The following is an 18,154-nucleotide window of genomic DNA, read 5'->3' on the forward strand; positions in this document are numbered from 1 at the left end:
TGCTGAAGCTCTGGTCGAGTTCGATGCGGTTCCAGTTCAGGCCGCCGTTCCAGTGGGTCAGCATGTTGAACAGCGGGAACCCGGTGCTCAAATCCTCATGGACCATGTCGGTGCACCAGACCTGGTGCGGGCAACCTTCACGCAGCATGAGCAGGCCGGTGGTGTGGTCGATCTGGCTGTCCATCAGGATGATCGCGCCGATCCCGGTGTCGCGCAGTGCGCGTCCCGGTTGCATGGGTGCGAAACTCTGGAGCTGGGCACGGATGTCCGGGGAGGTGTTGCACAACACCCAATTCACGCCGTTATCGGAAATCGCGATGGACGACTGGGTGCGCGCCTTGGCCCGCAGGCTGCCATTGCGAAAACCTGCGCAGTTCTCGCAATTACAGTTCCACTGGGGAAAACCACCGCCGGCGGCGGAACCTAGGATCTGGACAAACATGGACGCTCCATCATTTCAACGCTGAAAATAAAACGCCTCGGATAACCGAGGCGTTGTGCTGCATTCCTGCCCAGGGCAGAAATCAGCGGCTTGCGAAGTACATGGTGACTTCAAAGCCGATACGCAGGTCGGTGTAAGCCGGTTTGGTCCAGGCCATCAGTTGAACTCCTTCAGGTAAGGTTGGACAGCGCTATCTATAGGTATAGTCCACCTCCAGCGGGAGATGTTCCAAATAGTTAGGCTGCTATGTTACTCAAAATTTCACAGGGATTGCCCGTGAAACTTTGAAAAAGCTCCTTACAGTCTGGGTAATGATCATTTTGTCGCTTGCCAGGGCGCGCCGGGTGCAGGGCTGTTCGCCAGGCAGCGCCAGCCCCCTTCGGCCCGGTTCAAGCGCTGAACCGCGGCCAGCAGCGCGGCACGGTCGGTCAGGAGAATGGCCTGGGGCAACTGCGTCAGATAATCCGACGGGCGGCCAACCAACTTGCCCTGCCAGAGCAGTTCCGCGGTTTGGCTGGTGGTCAGGGCGGCGCTGGAAAACTGATCCACCAAGGCTTGGCGTTGGGTGATGAAGGCGTTTTCGTCGAGGGACTGGATCAGCGCCGGCAAGCCGTTCAGGAACTGTTCGATGTGCTGCAGGATTGCCGCTGCGGCAACATTCGGCGATTGCACACCCAACAGCAGCCCGGTCTGCCCGTGAACCTGTCGCAGGGCACTGAACACCACATAGCCCAGTTGCAACTCCACCCTCAGGCGCTGATAGAACGGCGTCTGACAGACATGGGCGAGCAAGCGCCAGGCGGCTTCGTCGGCCAGTTCCTGGGTGGCTGTGGGGCAGAACAACAACAGCGCATGCTCGCTGGAATCGGCCTCTACGGTGCTCCACAGGTGTCGCGAATGGATTGCCGACGGTGGCGCCTGTTGCGTATCCGCAGTACCCGGCACGCGGCTCAACGCCAGCCCCATGGCCGCTTGAGTCTGGGCAGAAAAACCGCTCGCCAGGCCGGTCCAGTGAGCACTCGACCACAGTTGCGCCAGGTTGTCCGATTCGGCCGACGGCTCAAGGCAGTGATCGGGCAGCACCATGAGTAGCTGTCGAATCGGCATCAAGGCCGGGCGGGCCAGTGGTTGTTGTGAGCACGCGGCATCAGGTTGGGTCAGCAGGTTCAGCGCGTGTTCGAGGATGGTGGGCATCGGCGCTTGCAGGCCGGTCATTTTCAACAGCCATTGATTGCCCGATGCACCGAAGGAAAAATCCACACCGGCCTGGCTTGCGTCTTCGCGCAGCGCTTGCAGGTTGTTTTCCAGGCGTGATTGAAGGCCGGCGCCGGGGGCCGCGTCCAAGCGCCAGCGCAGGTACACCGCGCCTTCCGTGCCGTTATCCGGCAACGACGGACAAAATTGCATCGGTGAACGTTCGCGACGGCTGCGTGAGCGGTCCTGGGCAAAGGTGCGCAGGCCCCGGTGGGCGCTGGTTTGTCCGCGAATCAGACCGGCGTTGGGGGCCGCTGCTTCGGTGTTTAGAAACGGATTGGGCGCGGGGAGTTGCCAAGTGCCGCTGAAGTTATCCACAGCGCCAATTTTTTCCAGGACAGCCTTAAGGGCGCTAACGCCGGCTTCGGATAACCCCACTTCGCGCTCTTCGCTGTCCTGCCGGACCTGTTGCAGCGCACTGCTGACCTGTTGCTGGCGCTGGCGCAGTGCCGCGTATTCCTCGCGCAACCCGCGCCAGTCTTGCCGGGAGAAAAAGCCCAGCCAGTCCTGCAATTGTTCGCCAATCCCGTTTGCCACTGCATTGGCAGGCAATGTGAACTCAATGCGCAGCAAGGCTTGACCGGCGAACTGATACAGAGGGCGTGCCTTGAGGTTGTCAGCCCGGCCCTGTTTGCGCAGTTCAGCCAACAGCCCTCCGGTTTTCGCCGTGTTCAGCCAATGGCACAAGAAGTCCAGCGCCTCGGGCGATGAGTCGGGCAGTGCTTCAAGGGCGAACAGCAGGTCCAACCGAAGCTCGCTGGCCTGTTGATAACGGTTGTCCGCTCCGGCCATCAGCGCTGTGGGAGGTTGTTGCGGGACCTTCTCGCCCTTGGTTATGACCTTGCCAAATGCCTCGGCCAACAGCCTCAATTCATCAAGGCTCTGGGGGCCGGCAAGGCTCAAGGTCATTTGTCCGGTCTGGTAATAGCGCTGATGGAAATCCTGCAAGGCCTGCTGGAATTCTGGTTGCGGCACCGACAGGGTGTCGCGGTTGCCCGCATGAAAACCGCGCAACGGATGAGCGTCGCTAAGGCCGCCGAGCAAGGCCACCTGCTGCTGCGCTGCGGCATCCTGCGACCAGGCGATAAATTCTGCGTGCAGCACTTCCCGTTCCCGGTTCTGGTCGTCCAGATTCATGCGTGGGTGGGCGAGCATGTCGGCCAGCCGCTCCAGACCCTTGGCAAACGCCTGGGGTGGCAGCTCGAAAAAGTAATCGGTGGTGCGCTCGCAGGTTTGCGCATTCACCTGACCGCCGTGACGCTGGACGTAGGCCATCAGCCCTTGAGCGGCGGCAAAGCGCTCGGTACCGAGAAACAGCAGGTGTTCCAGAAAGTGCGCCAGACCTGGCCAGGCCAACGGCACGTCATGGCTGCCGGCGGCAACCCGCAACGCCGCCGCGCAGCGCTTCAAGTCCGGGGCATGACGCAGCGTCACCCGCAAGCCGTTGGCCAGGGTTTCAGTGTGGGGGCGAGGGTGATTCAGCGCAGGCATGAGCACTTCCAGAACAGAGAAGTGCCAATGCTAGCGGATAACGGTGGCTCAGCGCTTGTTCAGCGCGCCGTAAAGCTCGGGGCGGCGATCGATCAGGTAGCGATTGGCGGCGCGGGAGTCGACCATCAACTGGCGGTCCAGCTCGCCGACAATCAGCGCTTCATCGAGTCCCGCCTGGGCGATGCGGCTGCCATCCGGTGCGGCGATGCTGCTTTGGCCGCAGTAGTGGATATCGCCTTCGTGCCCGCAATAGTTGGCATACGCCACATAGCACTGATTCTCGTAAGCCCGGGCGCGGACAGTGACGTCCGCGATGAAATCGAACGGGATCATGTTGGCCGTCGGTGCCAGTATCAGCTCGGCACCGGCCAGAGCCAGGCGCCGGGCGTTTTCCGGAAACTCGAGGTCATAGCAGATCAGGAACCCGAGCTTCCAGCCGTTGAGTTCAACGATGGGGAAGTCGTCGGGGCCGGCGCTGAACATCGAGCGGTCGAGGTCACCGAACAGGTGCGTTTTGCGGTAATTGCACAGGCGTTCGCCATTGGCGTCGATCAGTTGCACGGCGTTGTAGATCTGTCCGTCCGCGGTGCGTTCGGGATAGCCATACAAAATGGCGATCCCGGTGGTCTTGGCTATGCGCGCAATCTGTTGCGCCGACTCACCGTTGTACACCTCCGCCAGCACACTGACGGCATCGACGCCGATGTTGTAGCCGGTCAGGAACATCTCCGGCACTACCAGCAAGTCGGCGCCCTTTGCCTCCAGTGCCAGCTGATGCAGGCGCTGAAGGTTGCCGGCGACATCCAGGGGCAACGGTGGACACTGGTAAAGAGCTACGCGCATTTCGGATTCCTCTTACTCGGGCAGGGCGATCGGACCGATCTCGTTGAACACATCTCCTGGACCCGGATTCTCGGCGTGAGTTGCACCGCCGAAGTGTTTCATGATGCCCCACACCGCATTGAGCGAGGTTTGCACCGCGCCTTCGACCCAGGCCGGCGTCCACGAAACGTCGTCGCCAGCGATGAAAATCCCGCGTTGTTCGGCCGGCATGTCGTCCTGCATGAAGTGCGCGTACATGCGCTGGTTGTAGCGGTAGTGGCCAGGCAGGGCACCCTTGAAGGCGCCGAGGAAATGCGGGTCGGCTTCCCAGGACACGGTGATCGGATCGCCGATGATACGCGCGGCGATGTCGACTTTCGGGTAGATCTTCTTCAGCGCATCCAGCGCCAGTTTCACGCGTTTTTCCACCGGGTGCGGGAGCATTTTCAAGGCGTCGCTCATCCACGAGTACGACAGGCAAATCACCCCCGGCTTGTCGTCGCCGTTGTCGAACAGGTAGGTGCCGCGGGTCAGGCGATCGGTGAGGGTCATGCTCATCAGGTCGCGCCCTGTTTCCGGATCTTTGTCCTTCCAGAACGGGCGGTCGACCATCACGAAAGTTTTCGACGACTGCATGTAGCGGGTGCGGTCCAGGGCCATCCACATCTTCTGCGAGAACAGGCTTTCATCGCATTCGATCTGGGTGGTCAACAGCCAGCTCTGGCAGGTGGTCAGCACCGCCGCGTATTCGCGAGTATCGCCGTTGTTGTCGGTGACCGCAAAGCGGCCGTCCAGCGCGTGGGCGATTTTCTTCACGCCGGAACGAGGCGCACCGCTGTGCAACGACTTGAGGCTGGTGCCCTGCGGCCAGTGCACGCAGCGTTCCGGGACATGGCGCCAGATGCCCTGCGGCACTTGTTCCACGCCACCGACCACCAGGTGCTGGTGATCGTCGCAGTTGGTCATCACCACGCGGAAGATTTCCAGCATCGAGTTGGGGAAGTCCGAGTCCCAGCCACCGGTGCCGAAACCGACCTGGCCGAACACTTCGCGGTGATGGAACGACAGTTTGGCGAAGGCTTTGGAGGTGGCAACGAAATCGTAGAAGGTGCGGTCGTCCCACAGCGGCACGAGGGTGTTCCACAGCTCCTTGAGGCGCGGGACGTCACGGTCGCGGATGGCCTGTTGGATATCGGAGAACTGCGAGCCGGCTTCCAGAGCGTCGGCCCAGGCGTCAGCCACTTCCTGGAACAGTGCAGGAAGATCCGCCAGTTTCTGTGCGTAATGGGTCTTGCCTTCGAGGTCGATCACGGTGCTGCCCGAGGCAGGCGTCAGCGGGTTGGGGAAAGGTTTGGTTTCGAGCCCCAGCTTGTCGACGTAGTGATAGAACGCGGTGGACGACACCGGAAAACGCATGCCGCCCAACTCGGCGACGATGCCGTCGGTGCCATTGAACGCCTGGGAGCGCAGGCGACCACCCAGCTTCGAGGCCTCATAGACCACCGGCTTGAGGCCGAGCTTCATCAGTTCGTAAGCGGCTACCAGCCCGGCGATACCGGCACCGACAATCGCCACTTCGGCACCGTGATGGTGCTCGGGAATGCTGCCCAGGCCGGCCGGGTGTTCGATCCAGTCGTCGAAGGCGAAAGGAAAGTCCGGACCGAAAATGGTGACTGGTTTTTTACCGTCTGCAGGATGGCGATTGTTCTTGTTCATGGCTGACCTTGCTGGCGACCCGACGCGGAGTGCGCATCTGAGTATAGGAAAAGATGCCAGCCATTCTAGAGAGCGTAGAACACGTTAATAAGACGCAAAGTGTCGTCGTTTTGCCAGTTAATTTATCAATATGACGAGCTATTGCTGCGTATCGTCAAGTGTGGGGGCTTAGACCGGCTGCCCCCGATCAATCTTGCTGCTCAAGATGATCGACGTTGTCGTCTTCTCCACACCATCGACACTGCCAATCTGATCCAGCAGCTGGTCCAGCTGCTCCGGCGAATCGCTGCGCAACCAGGCCACATAATCAAATTCGCCACTCACCGCACATAGCTGCTGCACCTGGCCCATCGCACTCAGGCGCCGCAACACTTCCTTGCCGGAGCGCGGCTGCACGGTAATCCCCACATACGCCTGCAGTCCGCCATCCACCACGCGCTGGCCGAGCCTTACGCCATAACCGGTAATGACCTTGGCCTTTTCCAGACGCGCCAGACGCGAGGTGACGGTGGTCCGGGCGATGCCCAGTTGCCGGGCGAGCATGGCCACGCTTTCGCGGGCGTTGATCTGCAGGGCCGCAATCAACTGACGGTCGATTTCGTCGAGAACGGGCGGGCGAGTGTCAGGCAAGGGCGGTCTCCAGCGGTATGGATCAATGTCCAGGCATGTTACAGGCACATTCCCCACGGCGCTCGCGACGGTTATCGGGACTAGCCTCAATACCGTTCATGACATTTCTGCCTGCGACAAATTGCCATAAGTAACTAGGTAGTACATTATTCCGCCCTTGTCACAAATGGGGAAAATTTCCGACATGAATACTTCTGGGGCTGCCGCCGGCAGCAAATGGCTGCTGACGGGGCTGGGTGTCCTGATTGCACTGATCGGGCTTGGCCTGGCTGGCGGCGGCGGTTATCTGATCACGCTTGGCGGCAGCTGGTATTTCCTGCTGATGGGCCTAGCGATGCTGGTCTCGGGGTTGATGATCGCCCGGCGTAGGCCGCTGGGGGCGTGGTTGTATGGTCTGGCGCTGATTCTGACGGCCATCTGGGCAGTGTGGGATGCCGGTCTTGAATATTGGCCACTGGTTTCGCGGGTACTGACGTTTGCCGTCATCGGTCTGGTCGTCGCCTTGATTTATCCCACGCTGGTGCGCGCTTCCGGTGCAAACGCAGGGCGAGGCGCCTATGGCCTGGCCGGGCTGCTGGGTGTCGGTGTCGTCACGACGCTGGCTTACATGTTCGTACCCACCCCGGTGGTCAAGGCCACCACTGAGCCGGTCGTAACGCCGGTGGTACCGGGTACCGAACAGAAAGACTGGGCACACTGGGGCAACACCACCGCCGGCAACCGCTTTGCCGCGCTGGACCAGATCAACAAAGGCAACATCGACAAATTGCAGGTGGCCTGGACCTTCCGCACCGGCGATATCCCGCAAAGCACCGGCGCCGGTGCCGAAGACCAGAATACCCCATTGCAGATCGGTGACACGGTCTACACCTGCACCGCGTACGGCAAGGTTTTTGCCCTGGACGCCGACACTGGCGCCCAGCGCTGGAAGTTCGACCCGCAAGGCACCGCGCCCAACTGGCAGCGCTGCCGTGGCCTGGGATACTTCGATTCTAGCGTGGCGCCTGTAGCCGAGCAGCCAGGCGCTTGTACGAAACGTCTGTTCCTGCCGACCGGCGATGCCCGCCTGATCGCCATCAATGCCGAAACCGGCAAGCCGTGCGAAGAATTCGGCAACCAGGGTACCGTCGATCTGACCACCGACATGGGTGAAGTCAAACCCGGTTACTACCAGCAGACCTCGACGCCGCTGGTCGCAGGGGACGTGGTGATCGTCGGTGGCCGTGTCGCCGACAACTACTCCACTGGCGAACCGCCAGGTGTGGTGCGCGCCTACGACGTGCGCAGCGGCGAGCTGGTGTGGGCATGGGATCCGGGTAACCCGAACACCACCAAGCGCCCACCAGCCGGCGAGACCTACACCCGGGGTACGCCGAACGTCTGGTCGGCGATGTCCTACGACGCCAAGCTTGGTCTGGTGTACCTGCCAACCGGCAACGCGACACCGGACTTCTTCGGCGGTCAGCGTACGGCCATGGATGACAAGTGGAACTCGTCCGTCGTTGCCATCGACGTGAAAACCGGCCAGGTACGCTGGCACTTCCAGACCACCCACAACGATCTGTGGGACTTCGACCTGCCCGCACAACCGTTGCTGTATGACGTGCCGGACGACAAGGGCGGCACCCAGCCTGCCTTGGCGCAAGTGACCAAGCAGGGCGAGATTTTCCTGCTCAACCGCGAAACCGGTGTGCCGATAGCTCGGGTCGAAGAGCGTCCAGTGCCGCAGGGCCATGTGCCTGGCGAGCGCTACTCGCCAACCCAGCCGTTCTCGGTGGACATGCCGTCAATCGGCAACAAGACCCTGACCGAGTCCGACATGTGGGGAGCCACGCCGTTTGACCAGTTGATGTGCCGCATCCAGTTCAAGGGCATGCGTCATGAAGGCGTCTACACCCCGCCAGGCATGGACCGCGCCCTGCAATTCCCGGGCTCGCTGGGCGGGATGAACTGGGGCAGTGTCTCGGTCGACCCGAACACCAACTACATGTTCGTCAACGACATGCGCCTGGGCCTGGCCAACTACATGATCCCGCGCGACAAGATCAAAGCAGGGGCCAGTGGCATCGAAATGGGCGTGGTACCCCAGGAAGGCACGCCGTTCGGCGCCATGCGCGAGCGTTTCCTTTCTGCGGTCGGCATTCCGTGCCAAAAACCACCGTTCGGCACCATGTCCGCCATTGACCTCAAAACCCACAAACTGATGTGGCAGGTACCGGTCGGCACCGTACAGGACACCGGCCCGCTGGGCATCCGCATGCACCTGCCGATACCGATCGGCATGCCGACCCTCGGCGCCTCGCTTGCCACTCAGTCGGGCTTGCTGTTCTTCGCCGGCACCCAGGATTTCTACCTGCGTGCCTTCGATACTGGCAACGGCAACGAAATCTGGAAGGCGCGGTTGCCGGTGGGCAGCCAGTCCGGGCCGATGACCTATGTTTCGCCGAAAACAGGCAAGCAGTACATCCTGCTCACCGTTGGCGGCGCACGTCAGTCGACGGACCGTGGCGATTATGTGATTGCCTACGCATTGCCTAAATAAGGGTTGAGTCCCAGGTACGAAAAAGAGATACGAAAAAGCCGCGCAATGTCGCGGCTTTTTCGTGGGCGATGATTAGAGGGAAAAAAAGCAACGCTATTTCAGGACGTGTCTGACATACAGGGCGGGGCCCATTTGTTGATCATTGATTTTTCCGTGGCATGGGGCCGCGGAGAGGTCTGTGAAGTGCCAAGGGGCGGATGGAAAGGCTCTCGTTCGATGTTGATCACGTGTACTGCATATCCCTGAGTGAGCGCCAGGACAGGCGGCAACTATTGCGCAGCACCGTCGCCACGCTCATTTCGAATCCGATCGAGTTTTTCATTACGCAGCGCTGCAGCGACCCGATCCAAGGCTGTTATGAGTCGCATCAGGCACTGGCCAGAAAAGTCCTGGCCGAAGGTTGGCAGCGGGTGTTGATCTTCGAGGACGATGCCAAACCCTACAGGTTGCATCCGGTACAGGTGTACTGGGTGAACCGGTTTATTCGCAGTCAAAGGTTTGAGGCGCTGCATCTGGGGTACAGCATGGGGCGCACATGGCTGACCTGGTTCCCGTTCATTGCCCGTGGCAACGTGGTGGCGCTGCACGCCTACATCATCTCCCGCGAAGGCTGCAGGGTACTGGCTGAAATACCTTTTGCCGGAGAGCCGGTCGATGTCCTGTTCAAACGGCAGATCAAACAACATTGCGTGTTTCCCATGCTGTTTCGCCAGCATGCAGCGGCGGTGGCAGGCAGCGACATCGAGGCGCTCGCCATGAATGAAGATGGATGGTGGGAACGCAACTGGAAGAAACATAAGCGTTCGGTGTGGAAAAACATCTGGCGAACGGTGGTTCGATACAGGTTTTGATGATTGACCCTGGACCTGCATTGGGTCTGTGATGTATGACAATTCGTAAAGGGATGCCCAATTGGGGCCGTGACGCGAGGGGACAGGTCATGACGAAGAAATTACCTCCTGCCGTGCGGGATCACGCCTGGGAGATTGCCCATCACGAAATGGGCCACTACGTCGTGGCTCGTGCCTTGGGTTTTGCCACGGGCAGCGTGAGCCTGACAGTGACCATGGACTTGCGGCATCAAGGCGGGGCGTCCATCAGCCTGGTGCGGGCGATTTCGTCAATAGACGCCATGAAGCAACATCTGGAGGCCCGGATGATGGTCCTCCTGGCTGGCGCGATGGCGCAGTCACTGCCTTCGAAATATTCAGCCGGCCAACGCGTCGACAAGTCGAAAGCGACAGCCATCCTCAAAGGCGAGCAAGGGGCGCAACAGGATTACGCAAAGATCAGGGAGCTGCAGCATCTGCTGCGCAATATCCTCTACCCCGACACCGATCTGGCTTCATCCGAGCGCATCACGGCTGAGCTTAAAACGCTGACGGATCGCGCATGGCAGCGGACTCAAGACATCGTGGAAGAACTGTCGGGGATCATTGCCGAATTGGCAGCGGTCTTGGTTGACGGCATGGTTATCGTGGAGCAGTGGGGGCGGGCGGCGGATACGTATGAGGTTGTGTACACCGGGCCGATGTTAGAGCGGCTGCGGGCAGTGCAGGTCATTCCTTCTATTAGAATTGGAGGCCCCGAATAGTCGGGGCGTATTTTCAGTAGGCGCCTTCGCCAAAGCCCCAGGCACTGCATAACTCACGTCGATCATGTCAAACACCAGTGTATGATCATGCTGGTAGAGACGACCGTTGCCGCTTGTTGTCCGGCGAGGTCGCGCAAGACCTCAAGGTACGCTTTCGCACGCTCGGCGGCTATTCGCTCACCGGCGCTGTGGAGTCGGAGGTTGAAACGCTTAAGATATCATTCTGGGACTCCTCAATGCCCGCGTCTCTGAGCGTCAGGGGCGCAAGATCGACACCGATGCTATCGCCAGCATGGAAAATAAGAATCAGGAGGGCTGCTTCTGATGGCACGCCGGAACTCACGCAAACAAACGACCTTCGTTCACCCACAGCCCGTCGCAGGCCCGACCACCCAACAGGCTTTTCTAGCGCAACAGCAAAATCAGGATCTGCTGCGCTTCATCACCTGCGGCAGCGTGGACGATGGCAAAAGTACCTTGATCGGCCGCCTGCTCTGGGAGTCGCAGCAAATATTTGACGACCCGATGGCCGCGCTTGAAACGGAGTCCAAAAAATACGGTACTCAGGGCGACGAGATCGACTTTGCCTTGCTGGTCGATGGGCAGTCTGCCGAACGAGAACAAGGCATCACTATTGACGTGGCCTATCGTTTCTTTTCTAGCCCCCGGCGCAAGTTCATCGTCGCCGACACCCCGGGACATGAGCAATATTCCTGCAATATGGTGACCGGCGCTTCCACTGCCGAGGTTGCCGTACTGCTCGTTGACGCGAAAAAAGGTCTATTGACTCAGACTCGGCGGCACGCCTATTTGGCGTACCTCATGGGCATCCAGCACGTGGTGCTGGCGGTCAACAAAATGGATCTGCTGGACTTTGATGCTGCCATCTTCAACCGCATCAGGGAGGCGTTCGAGAAATTTGCCAACCCCTTGGGTTTCGTAACGATCAGCGCCATCCCCCTCTCAGCACTGAACGGCGATAACATCACCCACCGATCAGCGCGGACCCCCTGGTATAGCGGCCCGCCGCTGATGGCTTACCTGGAAACCATTGTCGTCTCCCAAGCCAAGAACAGCGCACCAGTCTTTCCCGTTCAATGTGCCAACCGCCCGGATTCGGACTTCAGGGGTTTTAGTGGCACCGTCGCACAGGGGCGCTTGCAAGTCGGTGACGATCTGCGTGTAACGGCCTCTGGGCAATCGGCTCGCGTGATTGAAATCGTTACGCTCGACGGTTCACCATCAGAGGCGCTGGCGGGAACCCCGGTCACCCTCCGGCTGGACAAAGAAATCGATATCTCGCGCGGTGATGTACTTTCGCTGGCCACCAGTCCACTTGAGAGCACCGATCAGTTTGAAGCCACACTGGTGTGGATGTCGGACGAATTTGGCCACACCGGCCGTAGCTACCAGATCAAGCTGGCCACGCAATGGGCAACGGCTTCGATAACCACCCTCAAACACAGAATTGATGTCAATACGCTGGCGCATGAGGCGATCAAGCATCTGCAACTCAATGATATCTGCGTGTGCAACATCGCTACCACTAAACCCTTGGTGTTCGACAACTACAAAAACTCCAAAATCCTGGGCGGGTTTATTCTCGTCGACCGGCACAGCCATGCCACCGTTGCCGCCGGAATGATCCACCACAGCTTGCGACGATCGCAAAACGTACACCGTCAGGCACTCTCAATTACACGAACCGAGCGCGAAACGCTTAACGGTCACCGAGGCAAAGTGATCTGGTTTACCGGGCTCTCGGGTTCGGGAAAATCGACAATCGCCAACGCCCTTGAGTTGCAGCTCCACTCCCAAGGACGGCGTACTTACATCCTGGACGGTGACAACGTACGGCAAGGATTGAACAAAGATCTCGGCTTTACCGATGCCGACCGTATTGAAAACATCCGGCGGATTGCCGAGGTCGCCAAGCTAATGATGGATGCCGGGCTAATTGTCATGACCTCCTTTATTTCGCCGTTCCGGCAGGAGCGCGAAACGGCAAGGCAATTGATCGGCACAGAGAATTTTGTCGAGGTCTATGTCAATACGCCGCTGGACGTTTGCGAACAGCGCGACCCCAAAGGGCTTTATAAAAAGGCACGCAACGGGCAAATTCCCAACATGACTGGGATCAACAGCCCGTATGAAGCGCCCGAAAATCCCGATTTCGTTTTCAGAGAGCACGTCTCAGTTCAAGAAATGGTCAATGAATTGTTACTATTGATCAGGTGAAGTTAAGTTTTAGGTATCAAGCTGCATATTTGATGCTTGGATCCTGGAAGTTTTTTTTGGTGCGTTGAGGCGATTACTCGAGGTTTTCCATGTGAGCGGTAGTCGTAGCCTTCAACTTTGCTTTTGTGCGTGCCAAGCCTTCTGGCCGGCAAACTCAATGGGCTCTGGATACAAATGATTTTAGCTGTATTTTTGGTAATATTTGGGATGTGAGTGCCGGGCTAGGGCATAACCGCCGAACCCAGCCTACTTTGACAGCCTGCACCAAGCGGTGGCGGCGTGACTTCCGCAGCGGCACGTATGAAATGACAACCGGCTCCTAAAACTGTTAAAACGAATCAAGGTAGATCTACCTATGGTACCGATACTCTTCTTACACAATCCAAAGGCCGGCGGTACTTCGGTGGCCGCCGCTCTACGGCAAAAGTTCGACCCTGGCGACGTATCGCCTTATTTCGACAATTCGCCTGCAGAACGACGCCCTGAAGATTGGTCATCATATAGTCGATACCGCTTTGTTGCTGGGCACTTCGGGTACGAAGTTAAGCAGTATTTCCCACATCATGTTCTTGTCACCAACTTCCGCCACCCCGTGAGGCGCATAGTCTCGATGTACAACTATTGGCGCTCATATCCGCTTGAATTGCTGCCAGAGGCGATTCGCCAAGCCGATAACGGACCAACGCTTGCTCATCAAATGAGTCTGTCTGAGTTTGTACGAAGCCGAAATCCTTACCTCAGTCTGTACCTTGACAACTTCCACGTCCGTCAACTAACCGGATCAGGGTGGATTGGTCGTCGCCGATTTGGTGATATGCTCTTGGCCAAACTTCGCATCCGGAAAATGCCATGGTTCTATGTGTGCGAGAGGCCGGATTTATCCGTAACCTGGCTCCGCTCAGTTTTCCCTGAAATGAGGGACACTCCCATCCCGCACGAAAACGTTACCACATCCGAGACTGAAACGGCGCTGACGTCCTCCGACATTCGTGTGATAGAAGAACGTAACAAAGCCGACCTGGCTCTGTACGGCTTCGCCTTGAAACAGCTGGAACGTCGAGCATTAACGAGTTCCGCCTGTCTGATCCGGCGTCAGGAGCCGTGATCACCAACATCGGCTGAAGGACCAGTGGTAGCCCTCAGGCACTCAGTCCAAGGCCGATAACGGCCATCGGTATTTGCTCCTGCGTAAATCTCTGTGCAGTTTAATCACGGGTTCACTGCCGCAGGAACACTGCAAGACGTAGTGCCGCTGTGGTGGATCAAAGCGCAAAAGGTAGCCGATCACGGTGAATTGTCCCATGGCTTCGCCAGCGGCCAGCTCTTGGTCCTTGTGTCTTCGGACGTTGACACATTCGCAGCAGCCCCTTGAGTGCTTAAGGGGTGCAAGAAGCTGCTTATAGGAGCTCCAGTGGTTTCAATCGAGGTCTTGCCGGTCTGCCCCTTCGCTGAATTTATGGGCGCGGCGGTGATGGGGAGTACCACGGTGGTTAATGTGGCAGTACAAAGGCATCAGTACAAAAAAGGTCAACCGCAATGGTTGACCTAAGTTGTTGATTCATATGGTGGGCCCACACGGACTTGAACCGTGGACCAAAGGATTATGAGTCCTCTGCTCTAACCAACTGAGCTATAGGCCCCATTGGTCGGGGATTATAGCGACGGTTTCGCGGCAGTGCTATCCGAAAAATCCATTACTGCTGTACGAAGAAACGTCGCGGCGAATTCGTCGGGGGGCAGGGGCAGGCTGACGATGTAGCCCTGGATCTGTTCACAGCCTTCGGCGGCCAGGAATTGCTGCTGCGCCTGCGTTTCGACGCCCTCGGCGATAACCGTGAATTGCATGCTGCGGCCGAGCGCGATGATGGCGCGCACGATGGCGGCGTCGTGGGGGTCGTCCGGCAGGCCGCGGACGAAGGATTGGTCGATCTTGAGGATGTCCAGCGGCAGGCGCTTGAGGTAACTGAGCGAGGAGTACCCGGTCCCGAAGTCGTCGATCGCCAGTTGCACGCCCAGATGCTTGAGTTGGTGCAGGACGGCAAGCGCTTCTTCGGCCTGGCTCATGATGAAGTTTTCGGTGATTTCCAGTTGCAGGTAACCGGGTTGGAGGCGGTTGTCCTTGAGCAGTTGCTCGATTCGCCCCAAGAGGTTCGGTTGGCGCAGTTGGGCACCGGCGAGGTTGACCGACAGTGGGCCGAGGCCTTCGTACATCTGGTTCCATTCAAACATCTGCCGGCAGGCGGTCTCGAGCACCCAGTCGCCGATCTGCAGGATCATGCCGTTTTCTTCGGCAAGGGAGATGAAGTGTTCGGGCGGTACGTCGCCAAAGGTCGGATGACGCCAGCGAATCAACGCTTCGGCACCCACCAGGCGATAGTCGTCGAGGCTGATCTTCGGTTGGTAGCACAGGTGCAGTTCATTGCGTTCGATGGCGCGTCGCAGTTCGTGCTCCAGCGCCACGCGCTCGCTGGCTTGGGCGGTGAGGTCGCAGGTGTAGCTTTCGACGCGGTTGCGGCCTTTGGCTTTGGAACGGTACATCGCTGCATCAGCGTTTTTGATCAGCGTGGCTACATCGCAGCCGTCCTTGGGGTAGAGGCTGGTACCGATGCTGGAACTGATGAAAAACTCATGCTCGCCGGCCTGGAATGGCGCGGTAAAACAATTGAGCAGCTTGGTGGCGATGTTGTCGGCGTCGCTGGCTTGTTGCAGGCCGGGGAGCAGGATGATGAATTCGTCGCCGCCCAGGCGCGCGACGGTGTCGATGTCTCGCAGTTGGTCCTTGAGGCGCACGGCAATGCCCTTGAGCAATAGATCGCCGACCGGGTGACCGAGGCTGTCGTTGATGTGCTTGAAACGGTCCAGATCGAGGAAGAGCACTGCACCCTGGCCGCCGTTTTCTTTCTGGTGATTGAGCGCGTTGAGCAGGCGGCTTTCGAACAGCGTGCGGTTTGGCAGGCCGGTCAGCGGGTCGTGGTGAGCCTGGTAGTCGAGTTTGGCCTGGGCGTGTTTGAGGCTGGAGATGTCGGCGAATACGGCCACGAAGTGGGTGATGAAGTTGTCACGATTGCGCACGGCGCTGATGGTCAGCCAGCTCGGATAGAGTTCGCCATTCTTGCGTCGGTTGGAAATCTCGCCTTGCCAATGACCTTCGTCGGTCAGTTGATGCCACATGGCGGCGTAGAACGCACTGTCATGCAGGCCCGAGGCGAGCAGGCGCGGGGTGTGTCCCAGTGCTTCGCTTTCGCTGTAGCCGGTGATTTCGGTGAAGGCGCGGTTGACCGCGCTGATGTGTTGCTGGGTATCGGTGATCAACACGCCTTCTGCGGTGCTCTCGAATACCGTCGCCGCCTGTTGCAGTTTTTCCTGCATCAGGTGGCGTTCGGTGATATCCCGGGCGATGGTCAGCATGCAGTCGTCGTCACCGATCGGCAGCGGACGGCTGGAGACCTCGCAGAGGCGGATCTGCCCGTCGCTGCGGCGGATATGGCAACTGAAATCGCGGACGAACCCGTCCCGGTGCAACAGGTCGAGCATTTGTTTGCGCTCGTTGAGGTTGACCCAGATCCCCAGGTCCAGGGCCGAGCGATCCACCGACATCGCGCTGTTGAAACCGGTAATGCGGCTGAACCCGTCGTTGACCTCCAGCAGCAGGCCATCGCTCTGGCGCGACAGCAGCAAGCCGTCGGGGGAGGCGTGGAAGGCCTTGGCGAACTTTTCTTCGGAGGTTTGCAGTTGTTGCTGGGTTTCCTTGAGCTGGGTGATATCCCGTACCACGACCACCAGCGCCGGGGTTGTATCGAGGTCAAAGGGCTCGGCAGAGATCAGGCCGGTGAACACCTGGCCATTGCTGCGGCGAAAGGGCATCTCCAGGTTGCGGATGCTGCCGGCCTGCAAGCGCTGTAGCAGCCCTGGCCCGACGCCCGGGATGCCCCAGATGTTCAGTTCGGTGGCGGTCTGGCCGATGACGTCCTCAGCCCTTAAGCCGATCTGCTCTTCGAACGCCTCGTTGACCTCCAGCAGGCAGCCGTCGCTCAAGCGTGCGATCACCAGGATGTCCGGGCACTGCTGGAACACCGAGGCAAACTTCTGTTCTGACAGGCGCAGTGCTTCTTCGGTGCGTTTGGTTTCGCTGATATCGATCATCAAGCCGCGCATCACCGGCTCATGACCGTGTTCGATCAGGCTGACGATATCGCGGACCCACAGGCAACGCCCGTCAGCGGTGATGACCCGGTAATCGAGACTATGGTCTCGCCCGGCCAACACTTCGTGGTCGCAAAAGCTCTGCGCGCGGGTGAGGTCGGCGGGGTGGATGATGTTTCGCCAGAAGCCCGGGATCAGCCAATGGGACAGGGGGTAGCCGAGCAGGTCTTCGGCGTGGGGCGACACATAGCTGTAGGTGAAGTCGCTCATGCGCGCTTCCCAGGCGATGGCCGACAGGCTCTCTACCAGCCCGCGGTAATGGTACTCGCTACTGCGCAGTTCCTGCTCCAGGTCGACCCTGCGGGCAATTTCCGAGCTCAAGCGGCGGTTGACGCGGATCACGGCCGCCAGCACGGCGATCAGCAGCAGTAGCCCGGGCAAGCCGTAGATCAGCAGATCGGACCAGAACGTTCGATGATCGAGGACGTTGCCGACCCAGTGTTCCTGGATCGAACTGATTTCAGCGGGGGTCATGTCGGCCAGGACTTTATCCAGGATGCCGACCAGAATTTTGTTGTCCTTTGGTACCCCCATGGCCAGCTGATAGCGGTAGGGGGTTTCGCCGCTGACATACAGCCCGTCGAGCTTGAGCTGGCGCAAACTCCAGACACTGGAGGCAAGATCGCCTACCACGGCGTCTACTTCGTCGGTGGCCAGCGCCTGCAGGGCGGAGCTGACGTTGGGCATCGCCACCAGGTTCAAATCGGGATTGTGGGTGCGCAGCAGCTCGTGAGGTGCGTAGTTTTCCACTACCGCGATTTTCAGCCCGTACAGGTCTTTGAGTTTGCGCGGCTGGGCGCCTCCGACGTGCGCCAGGATGACGATCGGGAAGTCCAGGTAGGGACGGGTGAATGACAGGTAGGCCTGGCGTTCCGGGGTCGACATGATGCCCGGCAAAAGGTCCAGCTTGCCTTGTTTGGCCTGGTCCAGGACGACCGTCCAGCTCACGGGCTCGATAGGCGTGAGCTTGATGGCCAGTCGCTGGCGAATACGGTCGATATAGTCTGCCGCAAGGCCCTGGTAACGCCCCTGGTCGTCGCGAAACTCAAAAGGCGGCCAGGATGCATCTACACCCAGGCGCAGGTCCGGGTGGGCCGCAAGCCAGCTACGTTCTTCGTCGGTTAGAGTCAGCGCGCCAGCCGTTGCGGTCCAGGTCATTAGCGACAGCAAAAAAAACACGGTCGGCAGTCTGGGCATAACGGTCTCGTTATGGCTCGGGGAA

The 18,154-nt window shown here is 59.3% G+C and carries 12 protein-coding genes and 1 tRNA gene; 5 read left to right on the plus strand and 8 right to left on the minus strand.

Annotation, left to right across the window (positions count from 1 at the left end):
* The 6 genes from PMI35_RS12285 to PMI35_RS12265 form a co-directional block, all read right to left on the minus strand.
* Positions 1-442, minus strand: a 442-nt coding sequence (locus PMI35_RS12285; RefSeq protein ID WP_008061525.1) for an MBL fold metallo-hydrolase, incomplete at its 3' end; no start/stop codon positions are given.
* 82 nt (positions 443-524) lie between these two features.
* Complete coding sequence (gene pqqA, locus PMI35_RS34080) at positions 525-599, minus strand: pyrroloquinoline quinone precursor peptide PqqA (RefSeq protein ID WP_003444522.1); 75 nt, start codon at positions 597-599, stop codon at positions 525-527.
* A 158-nt stretch (positions 600-757) separates the two neighbouring features.
* Entirely contained in the window at positions 758-3,187 is a 2,430-nt protein-coding gene (gene pqqF, locus PMI35_RS12280; RefSeq protein ID WP_008061526.1) for a pyrroloquinoline quinone biosynthesis protein PqqF, read from the minus strand.
* Positions 3,188-3,235: 48 nt separating this feature from the next.
* Positions 3,236-4,030, minus strand: coding sequence for a carbon-nitrogen hydrolase family protein (locus PMI35_RS12275; protein WP_008061527.1), 795 nt, complete (start codon positions 4,028-4,030; stop codon positions 3,236-3,238).
* A gap of 12 nt (positions 4,031-4,042) precedes the next feature.
* Positions 4,043-5,725, minus strand: a complete 1,683-nt coding sequence (locus tag PMI35_RS12270) for a flavin monoamine oxidase family protein (protein WP_008061528.1) — start codon at positions 5,723-5,725, stop codon at positions 4,043-4,045.
* A gap of 168 nt (positions 5,726-5,893) precedes the next feature.
* Positions 5,894-6,355: an Lrp/AsnC family transcriptional regulator gene (locus PMI35_RS12265; RefSeq protein WP_008061529.1), complete on the minus strand. Its 462-nt coding sequence runs from the start codon at positions 6,353-6,355 to the stop codon at positions 5,894-5,896.
* 184 nt (positions 6,356-6,539) lie between these two features.
* Between PMI35_RS12265 and PMI35_RS12260 the strand changes: the two genes are divergently transcribed.
* The 5 genes from PMI35_RS12260 to PMI35_RS34695 all read left to right on the plus strand — a co-directional run bounded on the left by PMI35_RS12260 (position 6,540) and on the right by PMI35_RS34695 (position 13,834).
* On the plus strand, positions 6,540-8,897 hold the full coding sequence (locus PMI35_RS12260; protein WP_032831766.1) for a glucose/quinate/shikimate family membrane-bound PQQ-dependent dehydrogenase: 2,358 nt from the start codon (positions 6,540-6,542) through the stop codon (positions 8,895-8,897).
* 197 nt (positions 8,898-9,094) lie between these two features.
* On the plus strand, positions 9,095-9,748 hold the full coding sequence (locus PMI35_RS12255) for a hypothetical protein (protein ID WP_008061532.1): 654 nt from the start codon (positions 9,095-9,097) through the stop codon (positions 9,746-9,748).
* A gap of 89 nt (positions 9,749-9,837) precedes the next feature.
* A complete protein-coding gene (locus PMI35_RS12250; protein ID WP_008061533.1) occupies positions 9,838-10,491 on the plus strand; it encodes a peptidase M41 in 654 nt (217 codons plus the stop codon).
* 324 nt (positions 10,492-10,815) lie between these two features.
* A complete protein-coding gene (gene cysN, locus PMI35_RS12245; RefSeq protein ID WP_008061534.1) occupies positions 10,816-12,729 on the plus strand; it encodes a sulfate adenylyltransferase subunit CysN in 1,914 nt (637 codons plus the stop codon).
* Between the two features lie 355 nt (positions 12,730-13,084).
* Complete coding sequence (locus PMI35_RS34695) at positions 13,085-13,834, plus strand: sulfotransferase family 2 domain-containing protein (protein WP_008061535.1); 750 nt, start codon at positions 13,085-13,087, stop codon at positions 13,832-13,834.
* Positions 13,835-14,292: 458 nt separating this feature from the next.
* On the opposite strand, the gene PMI35_RS12240 is transcribed toward PMI35_RS34695, so the two are convergent.
* Positions 14,293-14,369 (minus strand) — tRNA-Ile (locus tag PMI35_RS12240).
* 13 nt (positions 14,370-14,382) lie between these two features.
* The gene (locus tag PMI35_RS12235) at positions 14,383-18,129 is read right to left on the minus strand and encodes a bifunctional diguanylate cyclase/phosphodiesterase (protein ID WP_008061536.1); all 3,747 of its coding nucleotides are present in this window, start codon (positions 18,127-18,129) and stop codon (positions 14,383-14,385) included.
* Between the last annotated feature and the right edge of the window lie 25 nt (positions 18,130-18,154).

It is taken from the genome of Pseudomonas sp. GM78 (assembly GCF_000282475.1).
In the GTDB taxonomy this organism is placed as follows: Bacteria; Pseudomonadota; Gammaproteobacteria; order Pseudomonadales; family Pseudomonadaceae; genus Aquipseudomonas.

Bases quoted from the DNA above. Each gene is read 5' to 3' on its own strand.
- pqqF (WP_008061526.1), bottom strand. From the start codon at position 3,187: ATGCCTGCGCTGAATCACCCTCGCCCCCACACTGAAACCCTGGCCAAC.
- PMI35_RS12275 (WP_008061527.1), bottom strand. From the start codon at position 4,030: ATGCGCGTAGCTCTTTACCAGTGTCCACCGTTGCCCCTGGATGTCGCC.
- PMI35_RS12270 (WP_008061528.1), bottom strand. From the start codon at position 5,725: ATGAACAAGAACAATCGCCATCCTGCAGACGGTAAAAAACCAGTCACC.
- PMI35_RS12260 (WP_032831766.1), top strand. From the start codon at position 6,540: ATGAATACTTCTGGGGCTGCCGCCGGCAGCAAATGGCTGCTGACGGGG.
- PMI35_RS12255 (WP_008061532.1), top strand. From the start codon at position 9,095: ATGGAAAGGCTCTCGTTCGATGTTGATCACGTGTACTGCATATCCCTG.
- PMI35_RS12250 (WP_008061533.1), top strand. From the start codon at position 9,838: ATGACGAAGAAATTACCTCCTGCCGTGCGGGATCACGCCTGGGAGATT.
- cysN (WP_008061534.1), top strand. From the start codon at position 10,816: ATGGCACGCCGGAACTCACGCAAACAAACGACCTTCGTTCACCCACAG.
- PMI35_RS34695 (WP_008061535.1), top strand. From the start codon at position 13,085: ATGGTACCGATACTCTTCTTACACAATCCAAAGGCCGGCGGTACTTCG.
- PMI35_RS12235 (WP_008061536.1), bottom strand. From the start codon at position 18,129: ATGCCCAGACTGCCGACCGTGTTTTTTTTGCTGTCGCTAATGACCTGG.